The following is a 25,337-nucleotide window of genomic DNA, read 5'->3' as shown; positions in this document are numbered from 1 at the left end:
TTGTTATATACACAAAGATTTGAAGTTATGGAACAAGAAACCTTGATACAAAAGTGGCTTTTAGAGGACCTTTCCGTTGAGGAAAGCAAAGCTTTCGACGCTCTTGAAGATGCACCTTTTTATAAGGGTATCATTGATGATGCAGCTCAATTCAAGGCGTCCAATTTCTCTAAAATAGATGACTTTGAAACATTTAAGGCGCGGTTGATTACAACAGACCCTAAAGTGAGAAAACTTCAAGGGATTAAACCTATGCTGCGCATTGCCAGTGTGGCCGTGATTCTTTTTGGACTTTCCTATTTCTTTTTGTTCAGTAACCCTACAGAGGTGCAGACACTCGCAGCTCAAAAAACTACTATAGAACTAGCGGATGCTTCTCAGGTAGTACTCAATGCCCTCTCTGAAATTAGTTATGATGAAAACAAATGGGACACACAAAGGGAAATCAAGCTGGAAGGGGAGGCCTTTTTTGATGTGGCCAAAGGAGCGAAGTTCGATGTAGTCACCTCAGAAGGTACAGTTAGTGTTCTAGGTACCGAATTCAATGTAAAACAACGAGGTTCCTTTTTTGAAGTTGCCTGTTTTGAAGGTACCGTTCGTGTTGTCACCGATGAGCATACCCAAATACTCCAAGCAGGAGATAACTTCAGATTGTTCGATGGTGAAATGGCTACCGGAAAAAACAGTTATGAGGAGCCTCAGTGGACCAAGAATAAGAGCTATTTTAAACGCGTCCCTGTTTCTGAAGTATTTGCAGAATTGGAAAGGCAATACCAAGTGAGCATAATCTTTGAGAATATTGATACAAATCAACTTTTTACGGGTATTTTCTTACATGACGATTTGAATACAGCTCTTATGTCTGTAAGTGAACCTCTTGATTTACACTATCAAATACTAAAGCCCAACACGGTACGTTTTACAGGGCGTGAATGAAAGACTACTCGTTCTAGTTTTTTTAGTCCTATCACTTCATAGCATAAATATCGTCGCCCAGACAGAGACCAACCAACCTCTGACCATTATTTTAGAAACGTTGCAAGAACGTTTTGGGGTGCAATTCAATTATGCCTCGAAGTTGGTGGATGATGTAAATATTGTTGCACCAGATACTTCGTTAGACCTTCAGAAATCAATTGCATATTTAAACTCGAATATCAATCTCAGCTTTGTTTTTGTATCTGATAAAATCATTTCAGTCAAAAGAAAAAAATTGCGCATCTGTGGTCATCTAAAGGACAAGGACACAGGCGATGTACTTCCTTATGTGGCTCTGCAAAAAGGCTCGGAAGGTATTATTGCAGATGATCAAGGGTATTTTGAGATTGATGGACTAAAAGAAGATGATATTATACACATTAGGCATATTGGCTATAAACCCTTGAAAAGGGAAGTCCGCTATTTTAACACCTCTGAATGCATCACTTTGTACTTGGTTCCCTATCAGGAAAAGCTTGCGGAAGTTACTGTTTATGATTATCTGGTAAGAGGAATTGATAAGCTAGACGATGGAACGGTTGAGCTAGATTTTGATAGGTTCAGTATTCTCCCCGGACTTGTTGAGGACGATGTATTGTTTTCCATACAAGCGCTACCAGGTATACAAAGTATTGATGAAACCGTATCCAATATCAACATTAGAGGGGGGAGCCATGACCAAAATCTAATTACTTGGGACGGAATAAAAATGTACCAATCCGGACACTTTTTTGGCCTGATTTCCATGTATAACCCTCATATTACCCAAAAAGTGCAGCTTCGGAAAAATGGAAGTAGCGCAGCCATGACCGACGGTGTTTCGGGAACTATTGCCATGGAGACCGATGAGTACCTTAATACAGGCTTAAAAGGCGGTATAGGGATAAACCTTATTGATGCTAATGGTTCTTTGGATGCGCCATTGGGGAAAAAGGCCTCTTTGCAAGTCGCCGCACGAAAATCTATCAGCGATTTTGTGGAAACACCAACCTATTCACAGTATTTTGATCGTATTTCCCAAGACACAGAAATTGAGCAGAATACAACAGCAGTGACCAATTCGGACATAGCTTTTGATTTTTACGATGCTTCATTCCGCCTCTTATATCAACCTACGGAAAAGGACCGTTTCAGAATCAATTTTATCCATACAGCCAACGAGGTAATTTTTAACGAGGTGGCGCAAATATCAGGAGCAGAGCAGGCAAGGGAAAGCAATTTGGAACAAACTACGATTGCTGCGGGAATCAACTATCGGCGAAACTGGAACGAAAAGTTAAGAACACAAATTGAGATTTATAATACAGATTATGCATTAAAGGCAAAAAACGCCAATATTCTGCTGGACCAGCGTTTTCTTCAGGAAAACAAAGTTTCGGAAACAGGCATCAGATTGAAGGCTCTGAATGTGCTAACCCCAAGGATGAACTGGACAAGCGGATATCATTTCGTAGAGACTAAAGTTACCAATCTAGATGATGTGGACGACCCTCGTTTTCTTCGTTTGGAGGGTGAAGTTCTGCGTGTTCATGCCATTTTTACAGAATTGGGGCTTTCTTCCAAAAACTCGGCCACACAGTTGACGGCAGGAATTCGCTTCAATTATCTTGATGATTTTAAAAAACAAATTTGGGAACCCCGACTTAATTTTAGCCATTCTTTCTGGGAGCATTTTGATCTTGAAGTATTGGGGGAGTTCAAACATCAAAGTACCTCGCAGGTAATAAACTTTCAAAATGACTTTTTGGGCATAGAAAAACGTAGGTGGCAACTCTCCAATAACGAATCCATTCCGGTCATTACGAGCAAACAAGGCTCTGTTGGACTTGGATTTAATAAAATGGGTTGGTTGGTAAATGCCGTTTCTTTTTACAAAAACGTGGATGGAATTACAACACAGAGTCAAGGTTTCCAAGATAGGTACGAATTTGTAAGAACCTTAGGTTCCTATGATGCATTCGGACTGGACCTGTTACTACGTAGACAACTTGGGAAAAACAGTATATGGCTGAGTTATTCTTTTTTAGATAGCGAGTATTTTTTTGCCCAACTTCCAGAGACCCGTTTTCCCAGTAATTTTGATATTACCCATGCGTTATCCATAGGCACGAATTACAATATTGGTGGACTACTTATTGCCGCTGGATTGAACTGGCGTACAGGTAAACCCGTAACAAGGCCTGTTTCAGACAATCCCATTGCTGATGGTGAAATCAACTATGCCGACGCAAATAATGACCGTCTTAATGACTATCTGCGATTGGACATTTCAGGAAAATATGAATTTAACTGGAGGGAAAACAAAACCGTTCAATTAGGGATGGCTATATGGAATGTACTTGACCAAGACAATACGATAAACAGCTTTTACCGACCCAATATGTTGGGAGAGGCACAGGAATTTCAGCAAAGTTCTCTTGGGATTACACCTAATGTTTCAGTAAGAGTGATTTTTTGAAGTTTAGCATTCAAATCATAGAAAACCAAAGAACAAATTGAATCACAAAAAAAATCACAATGGCTATGACTTCTTTGTTGTAAACGTCAAACATTTTTTGGATTTTTTTGTTCTCTTCAATTCTTGAGATGTCGGTAGATAGGGACTTTTTCATCACTTTTTGCAGTTTAGTTACATATATATAACAACTGACTTATAAAAATTCCTGAAAGGGGTTCATCTTTTAAGACTAAGGTAAGGCATTGACAGTGTTAAAAACAGATTTTTTTTAGCACAAGGTTGTTTGGTACTTTATTAATCAATGATTGATGAATGTGCCAATTGAAAACAGGAAAAAGAAAATTCTTTGAATCTGACATTGTAAGTAGCACCCAAAAAAATAATAAGGCTTCCAATTTCTTGAAAGCCTTAATTTTTGTAGCGAGAGGGAGACTTGAACTCCCGACCTCAGGGTTATGAATCCTGCGCTCTAACCACCTGAGCTACCTCGCCATGGTGCTATAAAGCGGGTGCAAATATAGAGTTTAATTTTTCCCGAATCAAAAAACCATATTAATTTATTATTTGATATTTATTTTTATATCTTACCCAATTATATCCAGTGTTAAAAGGAAAAAACAAAGCATAAGAATGAGCGATAAAATTAAATTTGAACTTGAGTTCGTCATACAGGCTTCCCCCCAGTTGCTGTACCAATACATTTCCACACCATCCGGGCTATCCGAGTGGTACGCGGACAATGTAAATTCCCGCAGTGAACGCTTCACATTCATTTGGGATGGAACTGAGGAAAATGCTAAAATGCTGAAGCGAAAAAGTGATGAATTCGTGAAGTTCTCTTGGGAAGAGAATGAAGATGACAGCTTTTTCGAGATGCGAATTATAGTAGATGAAATCACTAAAGATGTTTCTCTTTTCATTACGGACTTTGCCGAAGAGGATGAAGTGGACGAAGCCAAGATGTTATGGGAAAATCAAGTTTCTGACCTAAAACAGGTACTTGGTTCCAAATAGGCAAAAATAGAATTGTAACGTATCTTTGGTCCCTCTCAAAAAGGGACTTTTTTTATGGTCAATTACAACGGACATTTTTTTTCCTCAGATGAACCCATTTTCACTCACGGTAACAGAGGGTATAAGTATGGCGATGGGGTATTTGAAACGCTTCGTGTGGTTAATGGTGATATTTTCTTTTGGGAAGACCATTACTTTCGTTTAATGGCTTCCATGCGGATGTTGCGGATGGAGATTCCCATGAATTTTACCTTGGAGCATCTTCAGGAAGAAATCTTAAACACGGCCCAAAAAAATAATCTTGATGAAGGTTTGGCTCGGGTAAGGTTTACCGTTGCCCGCAACGAAGGAGGCCTCTATACTCCGGATAATAATTCTATTTCTTATACAATTGAAGCAAGCCAATTAAGCGCTCCATTCTACACCTTAAGGGATGAGGTTTACGAAGTGGAATTGTTCAAAGATTACTATGTGAACAAGGACCTACTTTCCCAACTGAAGACTACAAACAAGTTGTTGAATGTTTTGGCCGGGGTTTATGCCAAAGAGAATGGATATGACAATTGCATCTTGTTAAACACGGACAAACAAGTAATAGAGGCGGTAAATGGAAATGTTTTCCTGGTCCATGGAAATACAATAAAGACCGCTCCCTTGGAGGATGGGTGTTTAAATGGTATTATTCGTAAGAAAATCATGGAAATTATTGAGGCAAGCGAAGAGTTTGAGTTATCGGAAACTTCAATTTCTCCATTTGAACTTCAAAAAGCGGATGAGTTTTTCGTTACCAATAGTATTAGCGGAATCATTCCTATTACTAAGTACAGAAAAAAGACGTATACAAATACGGTCGCAAGGAATCTGTTAGGAAAATTAAATGCTAAAGCTAGACTGGAGTTGACTAGTTAAGCGTAGGATTTTCAGGGGCATTGGACCAAATAAGATAGTCCCCGCCAAGCTCCACCATCTTTTCTTTCCAAAAAGCACCAGAGGGTTTTTCAAGAATGGCGCTTTGATAATCGTTCTGAAGTACCACCCATGAATTTGAATGGAGTTCTTCATCCAACTGGCAAGATGCCCAACCGGAATACCCTAAAAAGAAACGTATATCCTGCTCGGAAATAGTTTTGTTATTGATAAGCTCTACCGTCTTCTCAAAATCACCACCCCAAAATATGCCATCCGAGATTTCAATGCTATTATCTATCAAATGAGGTACTTTATGTATAAAATATAGATTATCCTGTTCCACAGGTCCACCATTAAACACCTTAAAGGGAATGGTAATTTCGGAAATAAGGTCACAGATATTGTAATCCAAGGGTTTATTCAAGATAAAACCAACTGAACCTTCTTGGTTGTGCTCTGCCAACAAAACCACTGACCGGTTGAATGAAACGTCCCCAGTTAGGGAGGGTTCTGCAACCAACAACTTTCCTTTTGTAGGCTTATTAAAATCCATTATAAAAAGTTCTCGCTTTTAAATGTAATATTTTCTTGTTAATAACAAAAATCGATGCACACCAAAAAAAAAGCACTTCTTAGAGAAGTGCTTTCGTATATTTTAAAACAAATTGATTAGTTTACCGCAGAGCTCAATTCTGCTCCTGCTTTAAATTTCACTACATTCTTGGCAGCAATTTTGATAGTTTGTCCAGTTTGTGGATTTCTACCGTCTCTTGCTTTTCTGTGATCAACAGACCAAGAACCAAAACCTACCAAAGAAACTCGGTTTCCTTTTTTAAGTGATCCCTCAACATTTCCCAAGAAAGATTCCAATGCTTTTTTAGCTGCTGCTTTTGTGATGCCTGCATCAGCTGCCATAGCATCGATTAATTCTGTTTTGTTCATAACGGAAATAAATTAATTGTTGTTAAAAAAAGTTTAATGCTGAACAAATTTATACGGATTTGCTATCCATGCAAGCAAAACCAAGGGAATTCAGGGTTTTTGTTGATAACTTCAAACGTTTGTTGATAAAGTAGAAGCAAAATTGATGTTTTCCGAGGCCAGTAATGGCAAGGCTTCAGCGCATTTTTGCATTTTCACCAATATGAAAGCCTCGTAGTGTATCAGCTGTTTTCATCCTTTTTTTGCCAGGAAGTTGGATTTCTAGCAATGAAATAATACCGTCTTCAACTGCTACTTTTAAGGTGTCTTTTGTTGTGATAACCTCTCCTATACTATAGGACTGGTTGGAGGGTTCAATGGCGCTCTTAAAGACCTTTAATACCATGGGATTGTCGTTCCCTGTTTTTTGGAAATGTGTCCATGCACCAGGATAGGGGCTTAAACCTCTTATATGATTTTGGATTTGCTCTGCAGGTAGGTTCCAATCTATCTTACAGGTTTCCTTATGAATTTTGGGCGCTGCTTTGAGAATGGAACTTTGCTCCTGGGGAATGGTTTTTATCTCGCCTTTTGTAATCATGTTGCAGGTTTTCACTACAAGTTCTCCACCAATTTGCATCAACCGGTCGTGAAGACTTCCAGCATTTTCATCCTGTTCAATCTGTATTTTATCTTGCATGATAATATGACCCGTGTCAATTTTATCATCAATAAAAAAAGTGGTGACACCAGTTTCTTTTTCTCCATTGATAATGGCCCAATTGATAGGTGCCGCACCGCGATATTGTGGCAGAAGCGAAGCATGAAGATTAAAGGTGCCGTATTCTGGCATCTGCCATACCACTCTGGGCAACATCCTAAAAGCCACCACTACTTGAAGATTAGCCTTTAGCTGTCTTAACTCCTCAATAAATTGCTCATCTTTAAGATTGGTGGGCTGTAATACGTTTAAGTTATTTGCCACGGCAAATTGTTTCACAGCGGATTCTTGAACTTTCATTCCACGACCTGCAGGTCGGTCCGGCGCAGTAATAACTCCTACCACATTAAAATCTGCTTCCAACAAAAGCTTTAGACTTTCTACGGCAAACGCCGGAGTGCCCATAAAAACTATTCTCAATGATTCATTTTGTTGCAAGGCTATACTCATTTTTTTGGTTCAATTCAATCTGTTCTTCTTCAAGTAAGTGTTTTAAAATCTTCAAAACTTCCTTCTCATCCGAATCAATTTGTGCCACTAACTCCCTTGAGGTTAATGATTTGTTTTTAAGGGTGTCAAGAATACTGCTTTTGAGATAAAAGGAAGAGGTCTTTTTACTTTGGATGCAAATATCGCATTTACCACAATTCTTGTTCGTCGCTTCACCAAAATACTTTAGTAAAAAACGATTTCTGCATGTACGTGAGTTTTCAATGAAATCTAACATGGATTGCAGGTTGTTTCTTTTAATTTGATGAAGAGATTTTATTTTTTTTGAAAATGAGTTTATGGTAAGGTCATCTTCCCTTGGAGCTAGAAAAGTAATTTCAAAATCACCTTCATTGGATTTATAGGCAACTACTTCGTCTTTTTGGAGCTGCTTCAGCATGGTATGCAAAACAGATTCCTGTAAGCCCGTTTTTTTCACAAGGAGTGAAATGTCAACCTTAGTTTCGAATTCCAGGATACCTCCATAGGTACGCAACAAGGTTTGGATAAGGGTTTGATAGCTTGGATGGCTGTCCAAATAGGAAAAAATGTGCTGTTTCTTTGATACAAATTGAATGGTCGTGCGTTGTTTGAAATTCTCCGAAAGCGAAATGATTGAGTTTTGATCCAGAATTTTCAACCCTTGATAGGTAAGGTTTGAATCGAGTTCATAGTGCTTGCAAAATTTTGCAAAAGGAAAAGGATAGGTTTCCAGAGGCAGCTCTCCGTATGAAATCTGATGGAAACTGTTCAGTTTTCGATAAAGAGTTTTTAAAAAGTTAGAATCGGGTAGGGACTCCAAGAACTGCTGTTTGGCCAGCATCCTGTCCGCTTCATTGGTAATTAGAAGTGCGGTAGAAGTCAGACCATCCCGACCTGCCCTTCCAACTTCTTGAAAATAGCTTTCTAGACTATCGGGTATTTGGTAATGCACCACGGTTCGCACATCTGGTTTATCCACCCCCATTCCAAAGGCATTTGTGGCTACCATGACGTGTACTTTGTTATCCAGCCACAGCTTCAACCGCTTTTTCTTCTCCATTCCTGATAATCCCCCATGGAAAAAAGAAGCCTTTAATCCATTTCGTAAAAGAAAATCACTAAGCTGAACCGACATTTTTCGAGACCTTACATAAACTATGGCGCTCGAGGAGTTCTTTTCAAGGATTTGCTTTAAACGGAACCGTTTGTCTTCTCGATGTTCTACCAAAAGCCCAATATTGTTCCTTGAAAACGAATCCTTAAAAATTTTGGCTTCGTTCAATTCCAAGTTTTGAACTATATCATCAACAACTCTCGGTGTTGCCGTGGCGGTCAAGGCAATTAAAGGTGCTTTGGGAACGAGCTCCCGCAGAATAGCGCAATGCAGATAGGCAGGTCTAAAATCATTTCCCCACTGGGAGATACAATGGGCTTCATCAATAGCAACCAGATTAACATTCATCCCCTTAATGCGCTCTTGAATCAAAGGCTGCTGAAGGCGTTCAGGAGACAAATACAAAAATTTATAATTTCCATAAAGACAATTGTCCAGAAGGGCATTAACATCTTCAAAGGAAAGTCCTCCAGTAAGTGCTACAGCCTTTATTCCTTTGTTTTTGAGTTCTTCGACCTGATTTTGAATAAGGGCGACCAACGGAGATACCACAATACAAATCCCTTCCATCACCATTGCCGGGACTTGATAACAAATTGATTTGCCACCACCGGTAGGCATCAAAGCCAAGGTGTCTGTTTTTCTCAGAATATGATTTATGATGGCCGCTTGCGAACCTCGAAAATCCTGATGCCCCCAATATGTGTTCAGAATCGTTTTTGCTTTGTCAAGCATATCTAAGATTTGAGCGTTTTCAGAATGAAGTCTATTCGCTCAGAAACTGGTTTTTTGGGCACTAGTATCGGATTATACCCAAATCCAGTGTAGGTATTGTATAGCGCATCATCGATTTTTTGCGCTTCTGCATAACTCTCCAATCGCTCATTATCCGAAACATAAATTTCTTGCCAAGGCGGTAACAAAAAAATTTGGTCGTAAGGGTTGTGTTCACAAGTGTTCGTGAACTCTTTATCATAAGGTTGATTGAAGAAATCCATATAGGCCAACACATCTGGAATACCCCTATCAAAAAAAATAATGGGTTCACTCAAACTCAAAGAATCTTCATAATGTTTGGCTCTTCCGTACAGTAAATCCTTGTTGAATTGAAGAGCATCATCCACAAAAACCAAAGGATTGGAAATAAAGGAATCTGTGTTTCCCTCTTTCTTTGCTTTTGACGTCATATCCCGTATAATCTCATGGAAACAGTGAAATCCCAGTTGCTCCAACCCTGTGATTATTGAAGTTTTTCCCGTTCCCGGGGCTCCGGTTATGACGACTTTTTTACTTTTCAAAAGGTACTGTTTTGGCGAACAAATTACGGAAAACACCATCAGGAAAAAAATTGTTGAGTAAGCCATATCTTTGTAAAAAATATGGGGATGGACCAGAACAAATCTGATGAATTTTATAGTAGGTTAAAAGAGCAATTGTTGGATAACTCTTCATGGCCTTCAAGCTATCTATATAAATTTATTGTTCCTACAGATGAGGAAAAGATAGAACAGATAAATTCCATTTTTGATAACACTGGAGCGGTAATTGAATCGAAAAAATCCAAAAAGGGAACTTATACAAGTATTTCCATTACGGTAAATATGAAGGATCCGGATGCGGTAATATCGAAATACAAGGAAGTCTCCTCGGTTGAAGGCGTTATTTCCCTTTAGGCCGTCTTTATCATAATTTTATTATTTTGCGGTCGTTATTGGTAGTACTTCCCATTCCATTAATCACTTAATATATCTTGATTTGAATTCAGTAGAGCATTTAGAATACAATACAGAACGTCCTAAACTTTTTATTCCCGAATATGGGCGTCATTTTCAAAAAATGGTAGACCATGCGGTTTCCATTGAAGACCGTGAAGAAAGAAACAAGGTCGCCAAAGCTATCATCAGCGTAATGGGCAACCTACAACCCCATCTTAGAGATGTTCCGGATTTTCAACACAAACTTTGGGACCAACTTTTTATAATGTCCGATTTTAAACTGGATGTGGATTCTCCTTTCCCGATTACTTCCAAAGAGGTATTACAGCAACGTCCAGAGCCCTTGGGTTATCCTCAAAACCATCCCAAGTATCGCTTTTACGGCAATAACATCAAGCGGATGATAGATGTGGCCATTAAATGGGAGCAAGGAGATATGCGTACTGGCTTGGAGTATGCCATTGCCAACCACATGAAAAAATGCTATCTAAATTGGAATAAGGATAGTGTGGAAGACACTGTTATTTTTGGTCATTTGAAAGAATTGAGTGATGGAGCAATAGATTTAGCCCCAAAGGGCGAAAGTCTTACGGACAGCGAGCAGTTCTTAAAGAACAGAGTTGTTAAATCACAAAGAGGCAGCGGCGGCAAAAAAGGACAAAGAAGCAATAGGTCTAAGAAAAGATATTGATTCCAAAAGCTTATGGGAACTTTTAGAATTGAAGGCGGGCAACAGCTTTCAGGAGAAATTACACCTCAAGGGGCAAAGAACGAAGCACTTCAAATTTTATGTGCGGTTCTTTTATCCAGCGAGAAAATCACCATCCACAACATTCCAGATATAATTGATGTCAACAAACTCATTGCCTTACTGGAGGATCTGGGTGTAAAAATCCAGAAGAGAGGGAAAGGTTCCTATACGTTCAAGGCCGATGACATCAATTTGGATTATCTACAATCCGACCAATTTAAACAAGATGGAAGGGGCCTTAGAGGTTCAATTATGTTGGTAGGTCCTCTGTTGGGGAGGTTTGGTAAAGGCTACATTCCTAAGCCTGGAGGCGATAAAATTGGAAGAAGACGCTTGGATACGCACTTTGAAGGATTCATCAAGTTAGGAGCTAAATTTAGATATAACCGAGAAGAATACTTCTATGGTGTAGAAGCCGAAAAGCTAACGGGCACCTATATGCTTTTGGATGAAGCCTCCGTTACGGGTACAGCCAATATTGTTATGGCTGCTGTGTTGGCTGAAGGAACAACCACCATTTATAATGCGGCATGTGAGCCTTACCTACAACAGCTTTGTAAAATGCTGAACAGGATGGGAGCCAAGATATCCGGTGTTGGGTCCAATTTACTCATCATTGAAGGTGTAGAATCCTTAGGTGGCACAGAGCATACTATGCTGCCTGATATGATTGAAATTGGGAGTTGGATTGGTTTGGCTGCCATGACACGTAGCGAACTCACCATAAAGAATGTAAGTTGGGACGATTTGGGACAGATTCCCAATGCCTTTCAGAAATTAGGGATTAAACTGGAGCGCAAAGACGATGATATCTATATCCCAAAACATGAGAACGGATACGAAATCCAGAATTATATAGATGGTTCTATCCTTACCATAGCAGATGCTCCTTGGCCCGGATTGACACCAGATTTATTGAGCATATTATTGGTAGTGGCCATTCAAGCCAAAGGGGAGGTTGTGATACATCAAAAAATGTTTGAAAGTCGCCTGTTCTTTGTGGACAAGTTGATTGATATGGGTGCTAAGATTATTTTATGTGACCCGCACCGCGCTACCGTAATCGGCCATAATTTCAAATCTACGCTTAAATCAACAACCATGGTTTCTCCGGACATACGTGCTGGGATTTCTCTTCTAATTGCTGCGCTTTCGGCCAAAGGTACTTCAACCATTCACAATATTGAACAAATTGATAGGGGCTACGAAGACATCGATACCCGTTTAAGAGCTATAGGAGCCAATATTGTAAGAGTCTAAGACTCAGACATGATTTAATTGTGTTGGATTGAATAGAATATCCTTTACATTGGCAAAGAAGGGAATGGCCAAAGTGCTTGGCTTCATGAATGCATCCGACTTTTCAAAAAAGTTATCTATCTGCTTTAGTTTCAAGTGGGCAGACGTCCCGTTGAGCCCATAATCATGAAATGCCATACTCCATTCGTCAAAAAGTCGTAAAGAAGACCTTTCTTCGCAAATAATTTCCATACTATGATGCCTAGCGTCTTTTCTAATTCTTTTGAATAGTCTTTCTACTGCTTTTTCCTCTCCTTCCAAAAGCTGTAAAAACTTCTTGTCGTGGTACAATAAACATCCGGTAATGTTGTGTTTTGAATTAAAGAGGCGCGCATCACTCAACATTTTGTAGATGTCAGGAAGCTGAAAATTCTCAACTGCCACTGAACGATAAACCAGTGAATGCATTATTATATATTGGTATAGGTTATCTCAAATATACCTTTTTGTTGAAGTTTTTCAAACTAAATTCGCTGAAAAAGGCTGTTTTGGGTGAACAAAAAGTGGATTTTTGGGTTGTTTTTCTGATTTTCCAAATTCTCTTTCCTGTCAGGATATAATCCTTATCTGAAATTAGGGAGTCCTATGTCTATCAGTTTTAAACTACTTTTTTGATATGTACCTGATCTATTTGAACAAAGTCTTTTTTAGGAATTAGAATAGTCACTTTTGTTCCTGTCTTGTCCTTATCAGTATAGTTTTTCACAGTAACAAGCTGCTCATGGGTAACCCTCTTCAAAGCATCGATTCGTCTGGCGGTAATGGACATTCCCCTTGAGGGACCCTTCGATTTCTCGCTTTCGGTCTTGCCTGAATATATTCCAACACCATTATCTTCCACGATACATTCAATGTACTCCTCTAGATTATTGAAGGTAATGGTCAGTTCTTTTGAACCTTCCTTTGGCATCAACCCATGGACAATGGCATTTTCAACATAGGGTTGTACCAGTAGCAATGGTATCTCGTGCTCTTCAACATCCAAATTCTCATCAACCACAATATTGAAACTAAATGCATTATCAAAGCGAAGTGATTCCAACTCAAGGTAGATCTTAAGCAATTCAATTTCTTCCCTAAGCAGTAGATTCAAGTTCACTGAACTTTCCAAAACGCTGCGCAGCAGTTTAGAGAATTTGGTAAGATATTTTAATGAATCGGTTTTATCTGTTGAATTAATTATCAAGTGTTGGATTGAGTTCAGCGAGTTGAAAATAAAATGCGGGTTCATTTGTGCTCGAAGCATACGTTTTTCAAGCTCCGCGTTAATTTTCTCAATGGTTTGGTTTTGTTTAGAAATCAACTCATTTTTTTCTCTAAAAACTTCGTTGGATTTTTTCTTGTCCGAATAAAGGAAATAGAACAGCACGGCAGATAGTAAAAGTAAGATTGTAATTATCAAAAGGTAAACAAATCGCCTATTGTTTGAGGACATTTCAGTGTTCAGCAGTGCCAACTGCAACTCATTCTCTTTGATTTCTTTATCCTTTAGGTATATGTCGTGCTGTATTTGAAGGTTTTGTATTTCTTTAACTTTAGTCTCATTCAAAAGACTGTCCTTGTAAGCCATTGTCTTGTTCAAATGGTATACCGCTTGGGATAGATTGCCACTAGCTTCGTGTATTTCATATGCCATTTCATGTCCTTCTTTTTTTGATTGAAATCCAGATTCATCCAATAAGGCTAAATTTTTTCTTGAAAAATCCAATGCTTCTTTGTAGTGTTTTTGTCGCAGCATAAGGTCGGCTTTACTAAGATATATGGTAGGCTTCAACTGTCTTAGTGATAGCTGCTGTGCTAACTCCATGGCTTTTTCCAAACTACTTTCGGCTTGATCCCATTTTTTCAATTCAATATAACAATTCGCAATGTTTAGATATGCTCCTGCAAGTACAACTTTATCATTTCGCTCCAGGTTAAACTCTACTACCTTAAGATACTTGCTTAAGGCACTTTCGTAATTCTTGTTGCCCTTATCAATAATAGCGAGGTTATGCAATACATTGTTTTCCAAATCTTCTCTATCTTGGCCTTTGTAAACTTCCAATGCTTTTTTGTAGCTTTCGACTGCCTTGTCTTGTTCTCCCATGAGATCATACAGAATACCTAAATTCGAATAAGAAGAAGAAATGCTATACGGCAGATTTAAAGAATCGACAAGTCTTATGCTTTTTAAATAGTATTCCTTGCTAGTGGTATAATTCCCAATTTCTTTATATACGATTCCCAAGGCATTGTAAACCATTTTCATATACCTATGATTATTTTCCTGGGAGGAAAGCTCTTGGCATTGTCTCAGATATCCCAAGGATTCGGCATAACTTCCAGTCATTCCATGGGTTAGCCCTAAATCATAGAGAGCCATTATCTCACCTTTTATAAAACCAATCTCTTTGGATTTATCTAAACTTTGCAGCCCATATTCCAACGCTTTTTGCTTGTCAATGGACCTGGAATATTTTCCCATCCATCTAAGGACATTAACTTGCGTAGTATCATCAGCAGTTTCCAGTAAAACCTTGAGACTGTCCAGTTTTTGTGTTTGGGCAGAAGAATGTGCAATAGCCAAAAGAAAAAAGAAAAACCAGATTTTCGGAAAAACAAATTTTGCCATGACCAAGCAGTTTCAACAATAATATAAGGAAAACCTAGAACAAAACTATGGGTTTTCCATAAAGTAGGGAGTAGTTTATTTAAAGCATAAGGAAAGGGCTCTCGATTTTATCTGACTAACAGTTCTTCCAATCATTAATCTTTCTCAACAAGTTTTCCATCCGGATACTGAGCAAACCTACCTTTCTCTTTTTCATGAACGTTATCAGGATAGGGCCAGGGCCAACCACCAAATTGAGTGAGACGATATTCATCCATGGCATTTTGGATTTCTTCCTGTGTGTTCATTACAAATGGGCCATATTTTGCCACTGGTTCATCAATAGGTTTTCCTTGGAGCAACAGAAAATGCGCTTTCTCATGTGCTATTTTAATGGAAACCTCTTGGGAGGGATCCAAAGCAATTCCAAAATTTGGATTTACTTTTCGTTCCCCGATGTGTATTTCATCTCCTTCGTAAAAATATAGGGTTCGTGTAACCAGTGTTTTTGAACTGGGAAGTACATATTCTGAATTTGCATCAACATGGATGTTCCAGATAGCCACTTCATTTTCATTTTGGGATGCCCAGGAATTAGGAGCGGGGTCGTTGGCCGCTGTTCCTTTATAGTTCCCGGCAATTACCTTGATTACGGCATGCTCTTCTTCAATAATTGGAATGTCCTCATGCCAAAGCATCTTAAAATGTGGTTCTACAAACTTGTCCTTCTTCGGCAAGTTGAGCCATATTTGGAACAGTTCCAGAGGGTTATCAGAGTCCTGATTTAAAAGAGGAAACATTTCAGAATGTTGTACACCCCTTCCTGCAGTCATCCATTGCACATCTCCGTTACCAAAACGTCCTGCCGCGCCCAAAGAATCTGAATGGTCGCAATATCCTTTATTCACAATGGTAATAGTTTCAAAACCTCTATGCGGATGATACGGAAACCCGGGAATAGTGTTTCCATGATACATTCGCCATCCATCCTTGATTGTGAAGTCATTTCCGATATTCCTGCCTTCTAAAAGTTTAGGGTCCGGGCCCATGTTTTCTTCCCCTTTTGGATAATGGTCCAAATGGTATACACAAAATAAAAAAGGGTCTTGTGTTTGCCAGGGAAAGCCTAGGGGAAAAGTTTGAAGAACTGCATCGGACATAGTATAGATTTTATTTAAAAATAAAGATAAATAGTATCTATTTCGATTTTGATAAGAGCACATATTCCCAAAAAGTGTTAAGAAAATGTATGGAATGCCGATGACAAACGTCATAATCAACATCACATGTAAATTCCATGAAAAAGATTCTCCTACTTTTCCTATTGGTATCTTCAGTCACATTTTCTCAGGGTACTATAGATAGTTTAGGTTTTTCTGGCTTAAAACGTACCAAAGAACGGTTTCTTCGAAGGTTGGTCAAGGTAAAGCCAAACAGCGTTTTTGATACCTTGAAAATCAATACGGATATAGAGCGATTGAAGAGATTGCCGGGTATTGCCAGTGCGTCTTATTCTTTTGAAGAAAAAGATGGAAGAACGATTGTGAACTATGAGATAGTTGAAAACTTCACTATCATTCCAGGACTAAGAATTTCCACCGCTAATAATGGGGATTTTGCATTTAGGCTTTCAGTTTTTGAGTTCAATTTTTTGGGCAACAATCAATTGATAGGAGGTTTTTACGCACGGGACGTCTTTGATTCCTATGGCTTTTTTTATGAACATCCCTTTCTGTTCAGTGATAAACTCGGGGTTGGATTTAGCTATCAGGACCAAACGACCCAAGAACCTGTTTTCTTTACCGAAGGGACCAAGGATTATCGATTTAACAGCAAATCAATAGAAGGAAATCTTATTTTTTCCTTTGACTTTCACAACGAGGCAGAGGTAGGGGCGAGTCTGGTATCAGAATCCTACAACTTTATAGGTGAGGACCCCGTTCCAGGGGGTCCATTTTCCCTTGAAGCAGACAGATTGGCCTATAGGGCTTTCTATAGACACATCAATGTGGATATTGATTATCAGTACATTGACGGAATCAACAATGAGTTTACCGCACAATACTTCACGTTTTTGGATGGTGATGAAGAGGCCGAAACATTTCTAGGAGACTTTGTTTCACTACGAAATGACTTTATCTACTATAAAAAAGTAAAAGAAAAGGGTAATTGGGCCTCAAGATTACGCCTAGCTACGGCGTTTGGAAATGAAGATTCACCTTTTGCTCCTTTCACTTTAGATAACCAGTTAAATATACGTGGAGTAGGAAATACTGTGGATAGAGGTACTGCCGCGATTGTTTTGAATACAGAATACCGTCATACTTTTTATGAAAAAGGATGGTTTGCTTTTCAGGGGAATGCATTTGTGGATGCCGGAACATGGAGAAATCCAGGAGAGAGCTTTTCCGAGCTTTTTTCCGGGAATAATGTGCGAGTGTTTCCCGGTATTGGCGTCCGATTTATTCACAAGCGAATTTTCAATGCCGTATTTAGATTGGATTACGGACTAGGTGTTTCAGAAGACGGCACGAATGGAATTGTCTTTGGAATTGGACAATATTTTTAATGCTGGGCGTCATTTATTTCTATCCAATATCCTTCAGGGTCTTGAATGTAGATTTGTTTTACTCCATCGGCCCGATGCGTAACGGAGTTTAGATTTCCAGGCCAATCGTAAAATGTAATCTGTTTTCCCATAAGTTTTTCTATAAAGCTTTCTAGGTCTTCAGTGGCTAAACATAGGTGAATGCTTTTATCTTTTTTAAACTCAACAACATCTTTCTTTATCAGGTGCAACTGAGAATTTCCGTACATCTTGAACCATCGAAATCCTGGTTTGCGTTCTGGATGTGGGATTTCTTCAAAACCAAACACATCCCTGTAAAAGTCCCCAGTTTTCATCAACTGGGTGACCACTAATGATTGATGGTCGAACTCAAAAGGTTCCTTTTGAATGGGCTCAGCTATAAACTGGGTGGAAAGATATACTTGCTTCCAATATCCATCTACATAGTTGCCAACCTTGAAATTATAGGTATTCTCATCGATATATTCCCACATATCAGTGACTATGGATTCTCCATAGCGATATGAATAAACAATATTTCTATTTTCAGTTGTTACGGTTCCCTTGGTTAATCCACCAAAAACATCGAATTCCCAAAACTCAATAGCTTTTGTCTCGGGGTTGTATTTTCGAATACCATGATTTCTATTTCCAAACTTGGTTTGTTCCTTGTCAGTAAAACCTTTGGATTTGGCAATCACCAAAGTACCGTCCAAAACATACTCAAAAGTTATTTCTTGACTGAATTTTGAACCATCACCCCAATTCCCTTCGGCTTTCCAGGTTTTTCCGATAAGTCCATCAAAAAAAGAAAGATAGTTTTCTTGCCCATGTATACTCAAAGCCATGCAAAAAATGCACAGCAAACCATACTTCTTCATGAATTTCTAATTGAGTTTGTTTATTGTTGTTTTAAGCAGGGTTAGTTGCTACCTATGGGTGGTGGTCCATCAATCATGGCTTCATACTTTTCATCACCTTTTCTTGTTTTGAACTCTTCCTTCACTTTGGCCACGAGTTTGGGGTTTTCGAAAAGATCGGCCATCGTCATGGCCATAGCTTTTGAAGCATACACCATCCCTTTATGCCCAATACTCATACCACCACAGGCAACCACCGCCCATGAATGCCAGGGAGTTCCTTTGGGAGCAGTGGTTACCCGTAAATTAATGTTCGGGACATTCCAGCTTACGTCTCCTACATCTGTGGAGCCGCCACCAGGATTTTTTTCTGTTTCTCTAAGAGGTTCAATCGAGCTATCCATACCTACTTCTTCTTTTCCCGTTGCCTTTTGAATACCTTTCCCAAACAATACTTCTTCCTCGGTATAACTAATAGGACCTAGAAGCTCTAGGTTTTTCTGCATGATTTCTCCTCCGGCTCTATTTACCAAAGTTTCGTAAATACCGGAAACCAAAGAAATTTTATAATCGACGTTTGCCATGATGGCAGCCCCTTCGGCCATTTTCTTAACTTGCTCATAGGTGGGGAGCATCACTTTTCTTTTTGGATCGCGAACGCGAACCCAAATTTTGGAGTAATCCGGAACAACGTTCACCACTTGACCACCATCTTGTATATGATAATGGATACGAGAGGTAGGTTTGATATGCTCCCGATAATAATTTATTCCGGTAGTATATAGTTCCAGAGCATCCGAAGCACTACGACCGTTCCATGGGTCAGATGATGCGTGGGCCGCTTGTCCATAGAATTCCACAATAAAATCAATTAAGGATAAGCCGGTTTGCACACTTGCTTCAGTGTTAGCACCTGGGTGCCAGCTTATATTGACGTCTACATCGTCCCATAGGCCGGCCTCAACCATCCATACCTTGGCAAAGAATTTTTCCTCGGCAGGCGTCCCCAAAAACTTAACGGTTCCCTTGAGCTTACCTGCTTCAATCTGCTCTTTTATGGCAATAGCAGCTCCTAAACTGGCTGCTCCGAACAAATTGTGTCCGCAACCATGTCCGGGAGCACCAACTGTGATAGGATTCTTTGTGGGTTCAGTTTTCTGGGAAAGTCCTGGGAGGGCGTCAAATTCACCCAAAACACTGATTACGGGTTTGCCAGAGCCGTATGTCGCTGTGAAAGCTGTTGGGATATCGGCCACTCCACGTGTTACCTTTAAACCGTTTTTTTCGGCATAAGCCGCCAAGACTTCGGCAGACTTAGATTCATTGAAAGCTGTCTCTGCATAGGACCAAATAGAGTCACTTATTTTAATAAGATTTTCCTTATGCGCTTCTACCGAAGCAATAACGGCTTTTTTGGTGGAGCTCAATTTTTGGGCTTGAACTGCGGTGAGTGTTAAAACACCTACCGCTAGGAGAGTGAACTTTTTCATGGAGAGTGAGTTGAAGTTAGCTATAAAACAGGTCACCATATAAGTTATGGTTCACCAGAATACCTAAAAGTACTAAAAAAGTCCTATTCGAGAGCTGTTTTGTAAGTGCTAAGACAGCGTTCCCTTGCCATTTTATGGTCCACCATCTTATTGGGGTATGTAAGTTCTTGTAATTCTGGAACCCAAGTATTGATATACTCCTTTTGTTTGTCAAATTTATCCACTTGGGTCATGGGATTGAAAATTCTAAAATATGGCGCTGCATCCACACCACTTCCTGATGCCCATTGCCAATTGCCCACATTGCTCGCCTGTTCGTAATCCAAGAGTTTTTCAGCGAAATAAGCCTCACCCCATCGCCAATCTATGAGAAGGTGTTTGCATAAAAAACTGGCGACTAACATTCTTACGCGATTGTGCATATATCCAGTAGCATTGAGTTCCCGCATTCCGGCGTCCACTAAGGCGTATCCGGTCTGGCCATTTTTCCAAAGCTCAAATTCTTCCTCATTGTTTCTCCATTCAATGCGATCGTATTTGGGTTTAAAAGCCTTATCAATAGTATGGGGAAAATGCCATAATATTTGCATAAAGAACTCCCTCCAAATAAGTTCATGCCAAAAAACATCATTCTCTTCGGCAATAGCCTTTTTAACCATTTTCCGAATGGAAACTGTTCCAAAACGAAGATGGGGACCTAGTCTGGAAGTTCCTTCCTTAATTGCAGGGAAGTTGCGCGTTGCTTCATAGTTGTTTATTAGCTTGGGGGTAGCAACGTACTCTGGGACTTTGATTTTGGAAGGCAGAAAACCAATATCTTTTAGGCTTGGATTTGGAAAATCTTGTAAGCTCGCTAAATTATCAAAATTGGGGGTATGGTCTATTAAATGTATGGAAGGATTGAAAATATCTTTCCATCGATTTTTATAAGGTGTGTAAACTACATATGGCTTTCCATCATCTTTGACAACTTCATCCTTTTCGAAAATGACCTGGTCCTTGAAAGTCTTGAAAACAATACCTTGTTCTTCCAGAAGCTTCTTTATTTCCGAATCCCTTTGTCTGGCATACGGTTCAAAATCATGATTGGTAAAAACCGCATCAATATTGAAATTTCGGATAAGCTGGGACAAAACTTCTGCAGGCTTACCGTGATAAATAGCTAAATCACTTCCATGTTTTTGATTCAACTCTTTTTTGATTTTTTGAAGCGCTCCATGAATGAAAGATACTCTTGCATCCTCTTTTGGCAATCGCTCTAAAATGTGGAAGTCAAAAATAAAAATGGGCAAGACCTCGTTTTCAGATTGCAGGGCATGATACAGTCCAACGTTATCGTCCAAACGCAGGTCTCTTCTGAACCAAAAAATGTTCAGCTTTTTAGACATTAGTTTACATTTAAAGAGGACATACCGCCATCAATCTGAATAACCTGACCCGAAATCCAACTGTTTTCAGGATTCAATAAAAAGGTGACCATATTGGCGATATCATTTACATTACCTACTCGTTTCAGAGGATGCCGCGCTGCCATCATCTCTTTCTTTTTGTCATTGTTCAACAGCCTTTTGGCCAAAGGTGTGTCAACTAATGAAGGTGCAATGACGTTCACTCTAATTTTTGGTGCATTTTCGGCTGCAAGGGACTTCGCAAAACCTTCAATGGCTCCTTTTGCAGATGATACACTTGTGTGAAAAGGCATTCCCGTATTGACTGCGACTGTACTGAAAAAGACCATACTGGCACCTTCTGACATTTTTGGAAGAATCGCTTTTACCGCTGAGACCAAAGCAAAAAAATTGAGTTCCATGTCTTGACGAAAGGCATCAATAGTCAGCATTTTCAGGGGCTTTAGATTGATGGATCCTGGACAAAAAACAAAACCATCAATAGTGTCAGGGAGGGATATTGCCGATAAATCATCGGCTAGTACATCAAACGTAATGTGCTTTATATTTTCCCTTTCGAGATATTCGTTTGTGCGGGAAGCTACATAGACATTATGGAATTCTGACATTTGTTTTGCCACTTCATATCCAATACCATAAGACCCACCAACCAAGACTATGTTTTTTTTCATTTTATATTGATTTAAGTTCAAGAACGGGAGTTTCGCCCTCCACTGTACCAAAGAGTTCAGTTAATTTTTCTTCCCGGTACGCAAATATTTTTTGCAACTCTTTTTTGACTAGAAATGGATGCATCAATTGCCCCAAAATGCCAAAAGGAAGTTTGTAATCCACAACATCTAACATTTCAACACCATTGTCCAATTCTTTTAAAAAGTGTTTATGATGCCACAGCGAGTAGGGACCAAACCGTTGTTCATCCACAAAATAATTGCCCTTTGAAACATGGGTTATTTCTGTTACCCACTTAACAGTATAGAAAGGAAACGGTTTTACAATATATTGAATGAGTTGCCCTGGGAACATTTCGGTATCCGCTCCATCCAAAATGTGGAATCCCATGTGTTCTGGAGTAATCACTTTAAGATTTGCAGGGTTGGAAAGAAAGTCCCATGCTTCTTGTTTGGAAATGGGAAATACCTGTCGTGACCGCAGTTGATAGAGTTGCATACCTGATTTTCTACAAAGATAAATCTATTTTGTTTAAAGAAAAATATAAATTATTAAACAAAAATGTATTATGGTTTGTACTAAGTGTTTTCTAAGTGATTCCTGAACGTTTCTCGACCTTATTTCATCGAAACGCTGTTCGCCTTTTAAGGGTTTGTTAACAAAGCCAACCTAGCATTATATTTAGTTTTGTTTCACTAACAAATCTAAAACACTTTCAAATGAAAAAATTCGTTGTATTCATGTTTGCATTGACGCTTTGTTTATCAGCGGAAGCACAACTGCAAACACCTCAACCCAGTCCTTTCTCAAAAATGACCCAGACGGTTGGTTTAACAGAAGTGACTGTGGAGTATTCTAGACCCTCTATGAGGGGCAGGACAGTTTTCGACAATCTTGTTCCATATGACAAGTTGTGGAGAACAGGGGCCAATAAAAACACCATGGTAAGTTTCAGTGATGACGTAACTGTGGATGGACAAACTCTTAAAGCAGGAGATTATGCCATTTATACAAAACCAGGTAAAGCTTCTTGGGAGGTTATTTTTTATTCTGATACCAATAACTGGGGTACACCTAGAGAATGGGATGACAGTAAAGTGGCAGCCAAAACCACCGCCGAAGTATTTCCAATAGAGTTTCCGATAGAAACTTTTACTATAACCATCGATGATCTTCATAACAATGGAGCTACCTTGGGACTGATGTGGGAGAAAGCATATGTTGGAGTAAAGTTTGAAGTTCCTACTGCAAAAAAGGCGGATGAGAGTATCACCAGAGTAATGGCCGGACCAAGTGCCAGCGAATTGTATGCTGCAGCTTCCTACTATTATGAGGAGGGAAAAGATTTAAACAAGGCCAAGGAATGGATAGATAAAGCCGTTTCCATGAATGATAAGGCTTATTGGGTAATGAGGAGACAATCTTTGATTTATGCCAAGCTAGGAGACAAAAAAGGTGCTATAGATGCCGCTAAAAAGTCACTTGCAGCTGCAGAGACAGCGGGTAACCAAGATTACGTAAAACTGAACAAAGACTCACTTAAAGAGTGGGGGGCATTATAAGCCGAAATCAAATATTAAGAGCCCACCCATCGGTGGGCTTTTTTTATGTTTTTATCGGAGGTTTTCGTAGGTATCCATCAAAAGTTTCCAAAAGTAATGCCAAGACAATTACCAATAGGCATCCGAAAGCATTTAGCCACAAATAGGACATCCAATCGAAATACCAACCCACAATGACAATAATCTGGGTCACTATGGCAGCAATAAAAACCGAATCCCCCTTTACGAATTTGAAGAAAAATGCCAGCAGAAAAATACCCAATACGTTTCCGTAAAAAATAGAACCAATAATGTTGACGAGTTGTATAAGATTGTCAAAAAGGTTGGCAACGCAAGCAATGAGTATGGCTACTATGCCCCACAGCAAGGTAAATCCCTTGGTGGCTTTTAAATAGTGTTTTTCATCCTTTTGTTCTTTCTGGTTTCTTTTGTAAAGATCAAGCGCTGTAATGGTACCCAGGGCATTGAGTTCAGAGGCTGTTGAAGACATCGCTGCAGATAAAATAACGGCAAGCAACAAGCCGATTAGACCATTGGGCAAATTGTTCAAAATAAAGTGAATGAACACATAGTCCTTATCATTGGTTTCAACCGAATCATCGGCCAATGCAATTAAATTTCTAGCTGCTTCCCGATTCGCCCTTTCCTGTTGGTTTATTTTTTGAATGTTTTGTTCTGCTTGAACTATGGTATTGTACTCCTTTAATTCCAAAGCTGCTGAAAAATCCTCTTGTGCCATTCTCTTTTCCTGTTCAAGTGCTAAATGACTTTCCTCTAGAGCGATATACTTTTCACTTTGTTCGGATTGAAGAACAGCTTCGGTAGCGGCTGGATTGAAGTTTAGAGGAGAAGCATTGTATTGATAAAAAACAAAGACCATAACTCCAACCAGCAAAATGAAGAACTGCATTGGAATCTTGAAAATTCCGTTGAAAATTAGGCCCAATTGACTTTCGCGAACGGATTCTCCTGAAAGATAGCGTTGTACTTGACTCTGGTCGGTTCCAAAATACGCCAATGCTAGAAAGAACCCACCCGTGATTCCACTCCAAAAAGTATATCTGTTCTGGGTATCAAAACTGAAGTCCAATATTTGCAGTTTGTTGTTTGCGCCAGCAATTTTGAGTGCTTCACTAAAGGAAACTCCGGTTGGTAAGGAACCAAGAATAAAGAAAAAGGCAAAGAACATACCCACCATGATAATGAACATTTGCTGTTTTTGAGTAACACTAACGGCCTTTGTACCCCCTGAAACGGTATATGCAATTACCAAAATCCCTATAATGATGTTCAAGGTTCTTAAGTCCCAACCCAATACGGCAGACAAAATAATGGACGGTGCAAAAATGGTAATTCCGGCAGCAAGGCCACGTTGAACCAAAAACAAGATTGCGGTAAGGGTACGGGTTTTTAAATCAAATCTGCCCTCAAGCATTTCATAAGCGGTAAAGACCTTAAGTTTTCGGTATATCGGGATGAAAACCATACAGATGAATATCATCGCCAACGGTAAGCCAAAATAAAACTGTACAAAACCCATTCCATCATGGAAGGCTTGTCCAGGGGTCGATAAAAAAGTAATAGCACTCGCTTGGGTGGCCATTACCGAAAGTCCAATGGTCCACCATTTGGCGTCATGGCCCCCTAATACATAATCGTCAACATTTTTACTGCCCTTTGTTTTCCATACACCATATGCCACAATAAAGAGCAGCGTGCTGCCCAGAACAATCCAATCCAGTATACCCATTTGGTGGTTAATTGTTAAATGCCATGATTAAATAGAAAATGGAGATATAAAGTACATTCAATACTATTACAATTGTGTACT

24 protein-coding genes and 1 tRNA gene are annotated in these 25,337 nt (G+C 39.3%); 9 read left to right on the top strand and 16 right to left on the bottom strand.

Annotation, left to right across the window (positions count from 1 at the left end):
- The first annotated feature begins 27 nt into the window (after nucleotides 1–27).
- Together CLV81_RS17800 and CLV81_RS17795 are read left to right on the top strand one after the other, a co-directional pair.
- On the top strand, nucleotides 28–936 hold the full coding sequence (locus CLV81_RS17800) for a FecR family protein (protein WP_106146920.1): 909 nt from the start codon (nucleotides 28–30) through the stop codon (nucleotides 934–936).
- Nucleotides 929–3,436: a TonB-dependent receptor gene (locus CLV81_RS17795; protein WP_106146918.1), complete on the top strand. Its 2,508-nt coding sequence runs from the start codon at nucleotides 929–931 to the stop codon at nucleotides 3,434–3,436. The genes CLV81_RS17800 and CLV81_RS17795 overlap by 8 nt, the downstream gene beginning before the upstream one ends.
- A 10-nt stretch (nucleotides 3,437–3,446) precedes the next feature.
- On the opposite strand, the gene CLV81_RS20620 is transcribed toward CLV81_RS17795, so the two are convergent.
- Both CLV81_RS20620 and CLV81_RS17790 read right to left on the bottom strand, forming a co-directional pair.
- Nucleotides 3,447–3,590, bottom strand: a complete 144-nt coding sequence (locus tag CLV81_RS20620) for a hypothetical protein (RefSeq protein WP_158259153.1) — start codon at nucleotides 3,588–3,590, stop codon at nucleotides 3,447–3,449.
- 264 nt (nucleotides 3,591–3,854) lie between these two features.
- Nucleotides 3,855–3,928: transfer RNA gene (locus tag CLV81_RS17790), tRNA-Met, on the bottom strand.
- A gap of 138 nt (nucleotides 3,929–4,066) precedes the next feature.
- Between CLV81_RS17790 and CLV81_RS17785 the strand changes: the two genes are divergently transcribed.
- Nucleotides 4,067–4,450 (top strand): START-like domain-containing protein, encoded by a 384-nt coding sequence (locus CLV81_RS17785; protein ID WP_106147700.1) that lies wholly within the window; start codon nucleotides 4,067–4,069, stop codon nucleotides 4,448–4,450.
- A gap of 54 nt (nucleotides 4,451–4,504) precedes the next feature.
- A complete protein-coding gene (locus CLV81_RS17780) occupies nucleotides 4,505–5,359 on the top strand; it encodes an aminotransferase class IV (RefSeq protein WP_106146916.1) in 855 nt (284 codons plus the stop codon).
- Here CLV81_RS17780 and CLV81_RS17775 read toward each other — a convergent pair.
- The 5 genes from CLV81_RS17775 to CLV81_RS17755 form a co-directional block, all read right to left on the bottom strand.
- Nucleotides 5,352–5,912, bottom strand: coding sequence for a YqgE/AlgH family protein (locus CLV81_RS17775; RefSeq protein ID WP_106146915.1), 561 nt, complete (start codon nucleotides 5,910–5,912; stop codon nucleotides 5,352–5,354). The genes CLV81_RS17780 and CLV81_RS17775 overlap by 8 nt on opposite strands.
- Before the next feature lie 116 nt (nucleotides 5,913–6,028).
- Nucleotides 6,029–6,301 (bottom strand): HU family DNA-binding protein, encoded by a 273-nt coding sequence (locus CLV81_RS17770; protein ID WP_106146913.1) that lies wholly within the window; start codon nucleotides 6,299–6,301, stop codon nucleotides 6,029–6,031.
- Between the two features lie 175 nt (nucleotides 6,302–6,476).
- Complete coding sequence (gene fmt, locus CLV81_RS17765) at nucleotides 6,477–7,451, bottom strand: methionyl-tRNA formyltransferase (protein WP_106146911.1); 975 nt, start codon at nucleotides 7,449–7,451, stop codon at nucleotides 6,477–6,479.
- Nucleotides 7,426–9,321 (bottom strand): RecQ family ATP-dependent DNA helicase, encoded by a 1,896-nt coding sequence (locus CLV81_RS17760; RefSeq protein WP_106146910.1) that lies wholly within the window; start codon nucleotides 9,319–9,321, stop codon nucleotides 7,426–7,428. Before CLV81_RS17760 ends, fmt begins: the two co-directional genes overlap by 26 nt.
- 2 nt (nucleotides 9,322–9,323) lie before the next feature.
- On the bottom strand, nucleotides 9,324–9,884 hold the full coding sequence (locus CLV81_RS17755; RefSeq protein ID WP_106147698.1) for an AAA family ATPase: 561 nt from the start codon (nucleotides 9,882–9,884) through the stop codon (nucleotides 9,324–9,326).
- Between the two features lie 87 nt (nucleotides 9,885–9,971).
- Between CLV81_RS17755 and CLV81_RS17750 the strand changes: the two genes are divergently transcribed.
- From CLV81_RS17750 to murA, 3 genes are all read left to right on the top strand, one after another.
- The gene (locus tag CLV81_RS17750; RefSeq protein WP_106147696.1) at nucleotides 9,972–10,259 is read left to right on the top strand and encodes a DUF493 family protein; all 288 of its coding nucleotides are present in this window, start codon (nucleotides 9,972–9,974) and stop codon (nucleotides 10,257–10,259) included.
- Nucleotides 10,260–10,341: 82 nt separating this feature from the next.
- Complete coding sequence (locus CLV81_RS17745; RefSeq protein ID WP_106146908.1) at nucleotides 10,342–10,992, top strand: DUF4290 domain-containing protein; 651 nt, start codon at nucleotides 10,342–10,344, stop codon at nucleotides 10,990–10,992.
- A gap of 12 nt (nucleotides 10,993–11,004) precedes the next feature.
- Complete coding sequence (gene murA, locus CLV81_RS17740; protein ID WP_106146907.1) at nucleotides 11,005–12,312, top strand: UDP-N-acetylglucosamine 1-carboxyvinyltransferase; 1,308 nt, start codon at nucleotides 11,005–11,007, stop codon at nucleotides 12,310–12,312.
- A gap of 3 nt (nucleotides 12,313–12,315) precedes the next feature.
- Here murA and CLV81_RS17735 read toward each other — a convergent pair whose 3' ends face one another.
- The 3 genes from CLV81_RS17735 to CLV81_RS17725 form a co-directional block, all read right to left on the bottom strand.
- Complete coding sequence (locus tag CLV81_RS17735; RefSeq protein WP_106146905.1) at nucleotides 12,316–12,759, bottom strand: BLUF domain-containing protein; 444 nt, start codon at nucleotides 12,757–12,759, stop codon at nucleotides 12,316–12,318.
- A gap of 190 nt (nucleotides 12,760–12,949) precedes the next feature.
- Complete coding sequence (locus tag CLV81_RS17730; RefSeq protein ID WP_106146903.1) at nucleotides 12,950–14,965, bottom strand: tetratricopeptide repeat protein; 2,016 nt, start codon at nucleotides 14,963–14,965, stop codon at nucleotides 12,950–12,952.
- Between the two features lie 134 nt (nucleotides 14,966–15,099).
- Nucleotides 15,100–16,104, bottom strand: coding sequence for a pirin family protein (locus tag CLV81_RS17725; RefSeq protein ID WP_106146902.1), 1,005 nt, complete (start codon nucleotides 16,102–16,104; stop codon nucleotides 15,100–15,102).
- A gap of 137 nt (nucleotides 16,105–16,241) precedes the next feature.
- On the opposite strand from CLV81_RS17725, the gene CLV81_RS17720 reads away from it, so the two are divergent.
- Nucleotides 16,242–17,513 (top strand): POTRA domain-containing protein, encoded by a 1,272-nt coding sequence (locus CLV81_RS17720; RefSeq protein ID WP_106146900.1) that lies wholly within the window; start codon nucleotides 16,242–16,244, stop codon nucleotides 17,511–17,513.
- Here the strand turns inward: CLV81_RS17720 and CLV81_RS20825 are convergent.
- The 5 genes from CLV81_RS20825 to CLV81_RS17695 all read right to left on the bottom strand — a co-directional run bounded on the left by CLV81_RS20825 (nucleotide 17,510) and on the right by CLV81_RS17695 (nucleotide 22,442).
- A complete protein-coding gene (locus CLV81_RS20825; protein WP_245912078.1) occupies nucleotides 17,510–18,394 on the bottom strand; it encodes a VOC family protein in 885 nt (294 codons plus the stop codon). The two genes, CLV81_RS17720 and CLV81_RS20825, sit on opposite strands and share 4 nt — an antisense overlap.
- 41 nt (nucleotides 18,395–18,435) lie before the next feature.
- Nucleotides 18,436–19,863: an amidohydrolase gene (locus CLV81_RS17710; protein ID WP_106146898.1), complete on the bottom strand. Its 1,428-nt coding sequence runs from the start codon at nucleotides 19,861–19,863 to the stop codon at nucleotides 18,436–18,438.
- A gap of 83 nt (nucleotides 19,864–19,946) precedes the next feature.
- Entirely contained in the window at nucleotides 19,947–21,251 is a 1,305-nt protein-coding gene (locus CLV81_RS17705) for a cryptochrome/photolyase family protein (protein WP_106146895.1), read from the bottom strand.
- Nucleotides 21,251–21,943 carry an SDR family NAD(P)-dependent oxidoreductase gene (locus CLV81_RS17700; protein ID WP_106146894.1) on the bottom strand — a complete coding sequence of 231 codons (693 nt, stop codon included), beginning with the start codon at nucleotides 21,941–21,943 and terminating at the stop codon, nucleotides 21,251–21,253. The genes CLV81_RS17705 and CLV81_RS17700 overlap by 1 nt, the downstream gene beginning before the upstream one ends.
- Nucleotide 21,944: 1 nt before the next feature.
- Entirely contained in the window at nucleotides 21,945–22,442 is a 498-nt protein-coding gene (locus tag CLV81_RS17695) for an SRPBCC family protein (protein ID WP_106146892.1), read from the bottom strand.
- 221 nt (nucleotides 22,443–22,663) lie between these two features.
- Between CLV81_RS17695 and CLV81_RS17690 the strand changes: the two genes are divergently transcribed.
- On the top strand, nucleotides 22,664–23,506 hold the full coding sequence (locus CLV81_RS17690; protein WP_106146890.1) for a DUF2911 domain-containing protein: 843 nt from the start codon (nucleotides 22,664–22,666) through the stop codon (nucleotides 23,504–23,506).
- A gap of 43 nt (nucleotides 23,507–23,549) precedes the next feature.
- Here the strand turns inward: CLV81_RS17690 and CLV81_RS17685 are convergent, their stop codons facing one another.
- On the bottom strand, nucleotides 23,550–25,256 hold the full coding sequence (locus tag CLV81_RS17685; protein ID WP_106146888.1) for a sodium:solute symporter family protein: 1,707 nt from the start codon (nucleotides 25,254–25,256) through the stop codon (nucleotides 23,550–23,552).
- Nucleotides 25,257–25,337 lie beyond the last annotated feature (81 nt).

It is taken from the genome of Flagellimonas meridianipacifica (genome assembly GCF_003001695.1).
GTDB classification, from domain to species: domain Bacteria; phylum Bacteroidota; class Bacteroidia; order Flavobacteriales; family Flavobacteriaceae; genus Flagellimonas; species Flagellimonas meridianipacifica.
The sequence above is the reverse complement of the archived record's forward strand: the minus strand, read 5'-3'. Positions and strand labels throughout refer to the sequence as shown.

What these genes read in the sequence shown, in the direction of transcription:
- fmt (WP_106146911.1), bottom strand. Translation starts at nt 7,451, where the DNA reads ATGAGTATAGCCTTGCAACAAAATGAATCATTGAGAATAGTTTTTATG.
- CLV81_RS17700 (WP_106146894.1), bottom strand. Translation starts at nt 21,943, where the DNA reads ATGAAAAAAAACATAGTCTTGGTTGGTGGGTCTTATGGTATTGGATAT.
- CLV81_RS17690 (WP_106146890.1), top strand. Translation starts at nt 22,664, where the DNA reads ATGAAAAAATTCGTTGTATTCATGTTTGCATTGACGCTTTGTTTATCA.
- CLV81_RS17720 (WP_106146900.1), top strand. Translation starts at nt 16,242, where the DNA reads ATGAAAAAGATTCTCCTACTTTTCCTATTGGTATCTTCAGTCACATTT.
- CLV81_RS17770 (WP_106146913.1), bottom strand. Translation starts at nt 6,301, where the DNA reads ATGAACAAAACAGAATTAATCGATGCTATGGCAGCTGATGCAGGCATC.
- CLV81_RS17705 (WP_106146895.1), bottom strand. Translation starts at nt 21,251, where the DNA reads ATGTCTAAAAAGCTGAACATTTTTTGGTTCAGAAGAGACCTGCGTTTG.
- CLV81_RS17695 (WP_106146892.1), bottom strand. Translation starts at nt 22,442, where the DNA reads ATGCAACTCTATCAACTGCGGTCACGACAGGTATTTCCCATTTCCAAA.
- CLV81_RS17725 (WP_106146902.1), bottom strand. Translation starts at nt 16,104, where the DNA reads ATGTCCGATGCAGTTCTTCAAACTTTTCCCCTAGGCTTTCCCTGGCAA.
- CLV81_RS17730 (WP_106146903.1), bottom strand. Translation starts at nt 14,965, where the DNA reads ATGGCAAAATTTGTTTTTCCGAAAATCTGGTTTTTCTTTTTTCTTTTG.
- CLV81_RS17750 (WP_106147696.1), top strand. Translation starts at nt 9,972, where the DNA reads ATGGACCAGAACAAATCTGATGAATTTTATAGTAGGTTAAAAGAGCAA.
- CLV81_RS17735 (WP_106146905.1), bottom strand. Translation starts at nt 12,759, where the DNA reads ATGCATTCACTGGTTTATCGTTCAGTGGCAGTTGAGAATTTTCAGCTT.
- murA (WP_106146907.1), top strand. Translation starts at nt 11,005, where the DNA reads ATGGGAACTTTTAGAATTGAAGGCGGGCAACAGCTTTCAGGAGAAATT.
- CLV81_RS17760 (WP_106146910.1), bottom strand. Translation starts at nt 9,321, where the DNA reads ATGCTTGACAAAGCAAAAACGATTCTGAACACATATTGGGGGCATCAG.
- CLV81_RS17710 (WP_106146898.1), bottom strand. Translation starts at nt 19,863, where the DNA reads ATGAAAAAGTTCACTCTCCTAGCGGTAGGTGTTTTAACACTCACCGCA.
- CLV81_RS17800 (WP_106146920.1), top strand. Translation starts at nt 28, where the DNA reads ATGGAACAAGAAACCTTGATACAAAAGTGGCTTTTAGAGGACCTTTCC.
- CLV81_RS17785 (WP_106147700.1), top strand. Translation starts at nt 4,067, where the DNA reads ATGAGCGATAAAATTAAATTTGAACTTGAGTTCGTCATACAGGCTTCC.
- CLV81_RS20825 (WP_245912078.1), bottom strand. Translation starts at nt 18,394, where the DNA reads ATGAAGAAGTATGGTTTGCTGTGCATTTTTTGCATGGCTTTGAGTATA.
- CLV81_RS17780 (WP_106146916.1), top strand. Translation starts at nt 4,505, where the DNA reads ATGGTCAATTACAACGGACATTTTTTTTCCTCAGATGAACCCATTTTC.
- CLV81_RS17685 (WP_106146888.1), bottom strand. Translation starts at nt 25,256, where the DNA reads ATGGGTATACTGGATTGGATTGTTCTGGGCAGCACGCTGCTCTTTATT.
- CLV81_RS20620 (WP_158259153.1), bottom strand. Translation starts at nt 3,590, where the DNA reads ATGAAAAAGTCCCTATCTACCGACATCTCAAGAATTGAAGAGAACAAA.
- CLV81_RS17775 (WP_106146915.1), bottom strand. Translation starts at nt 5,912, where the DNA reads ATGGATTTTAATAAGCCTACAAAAGGAAAGTTGTTGGTTGCAGAACCC.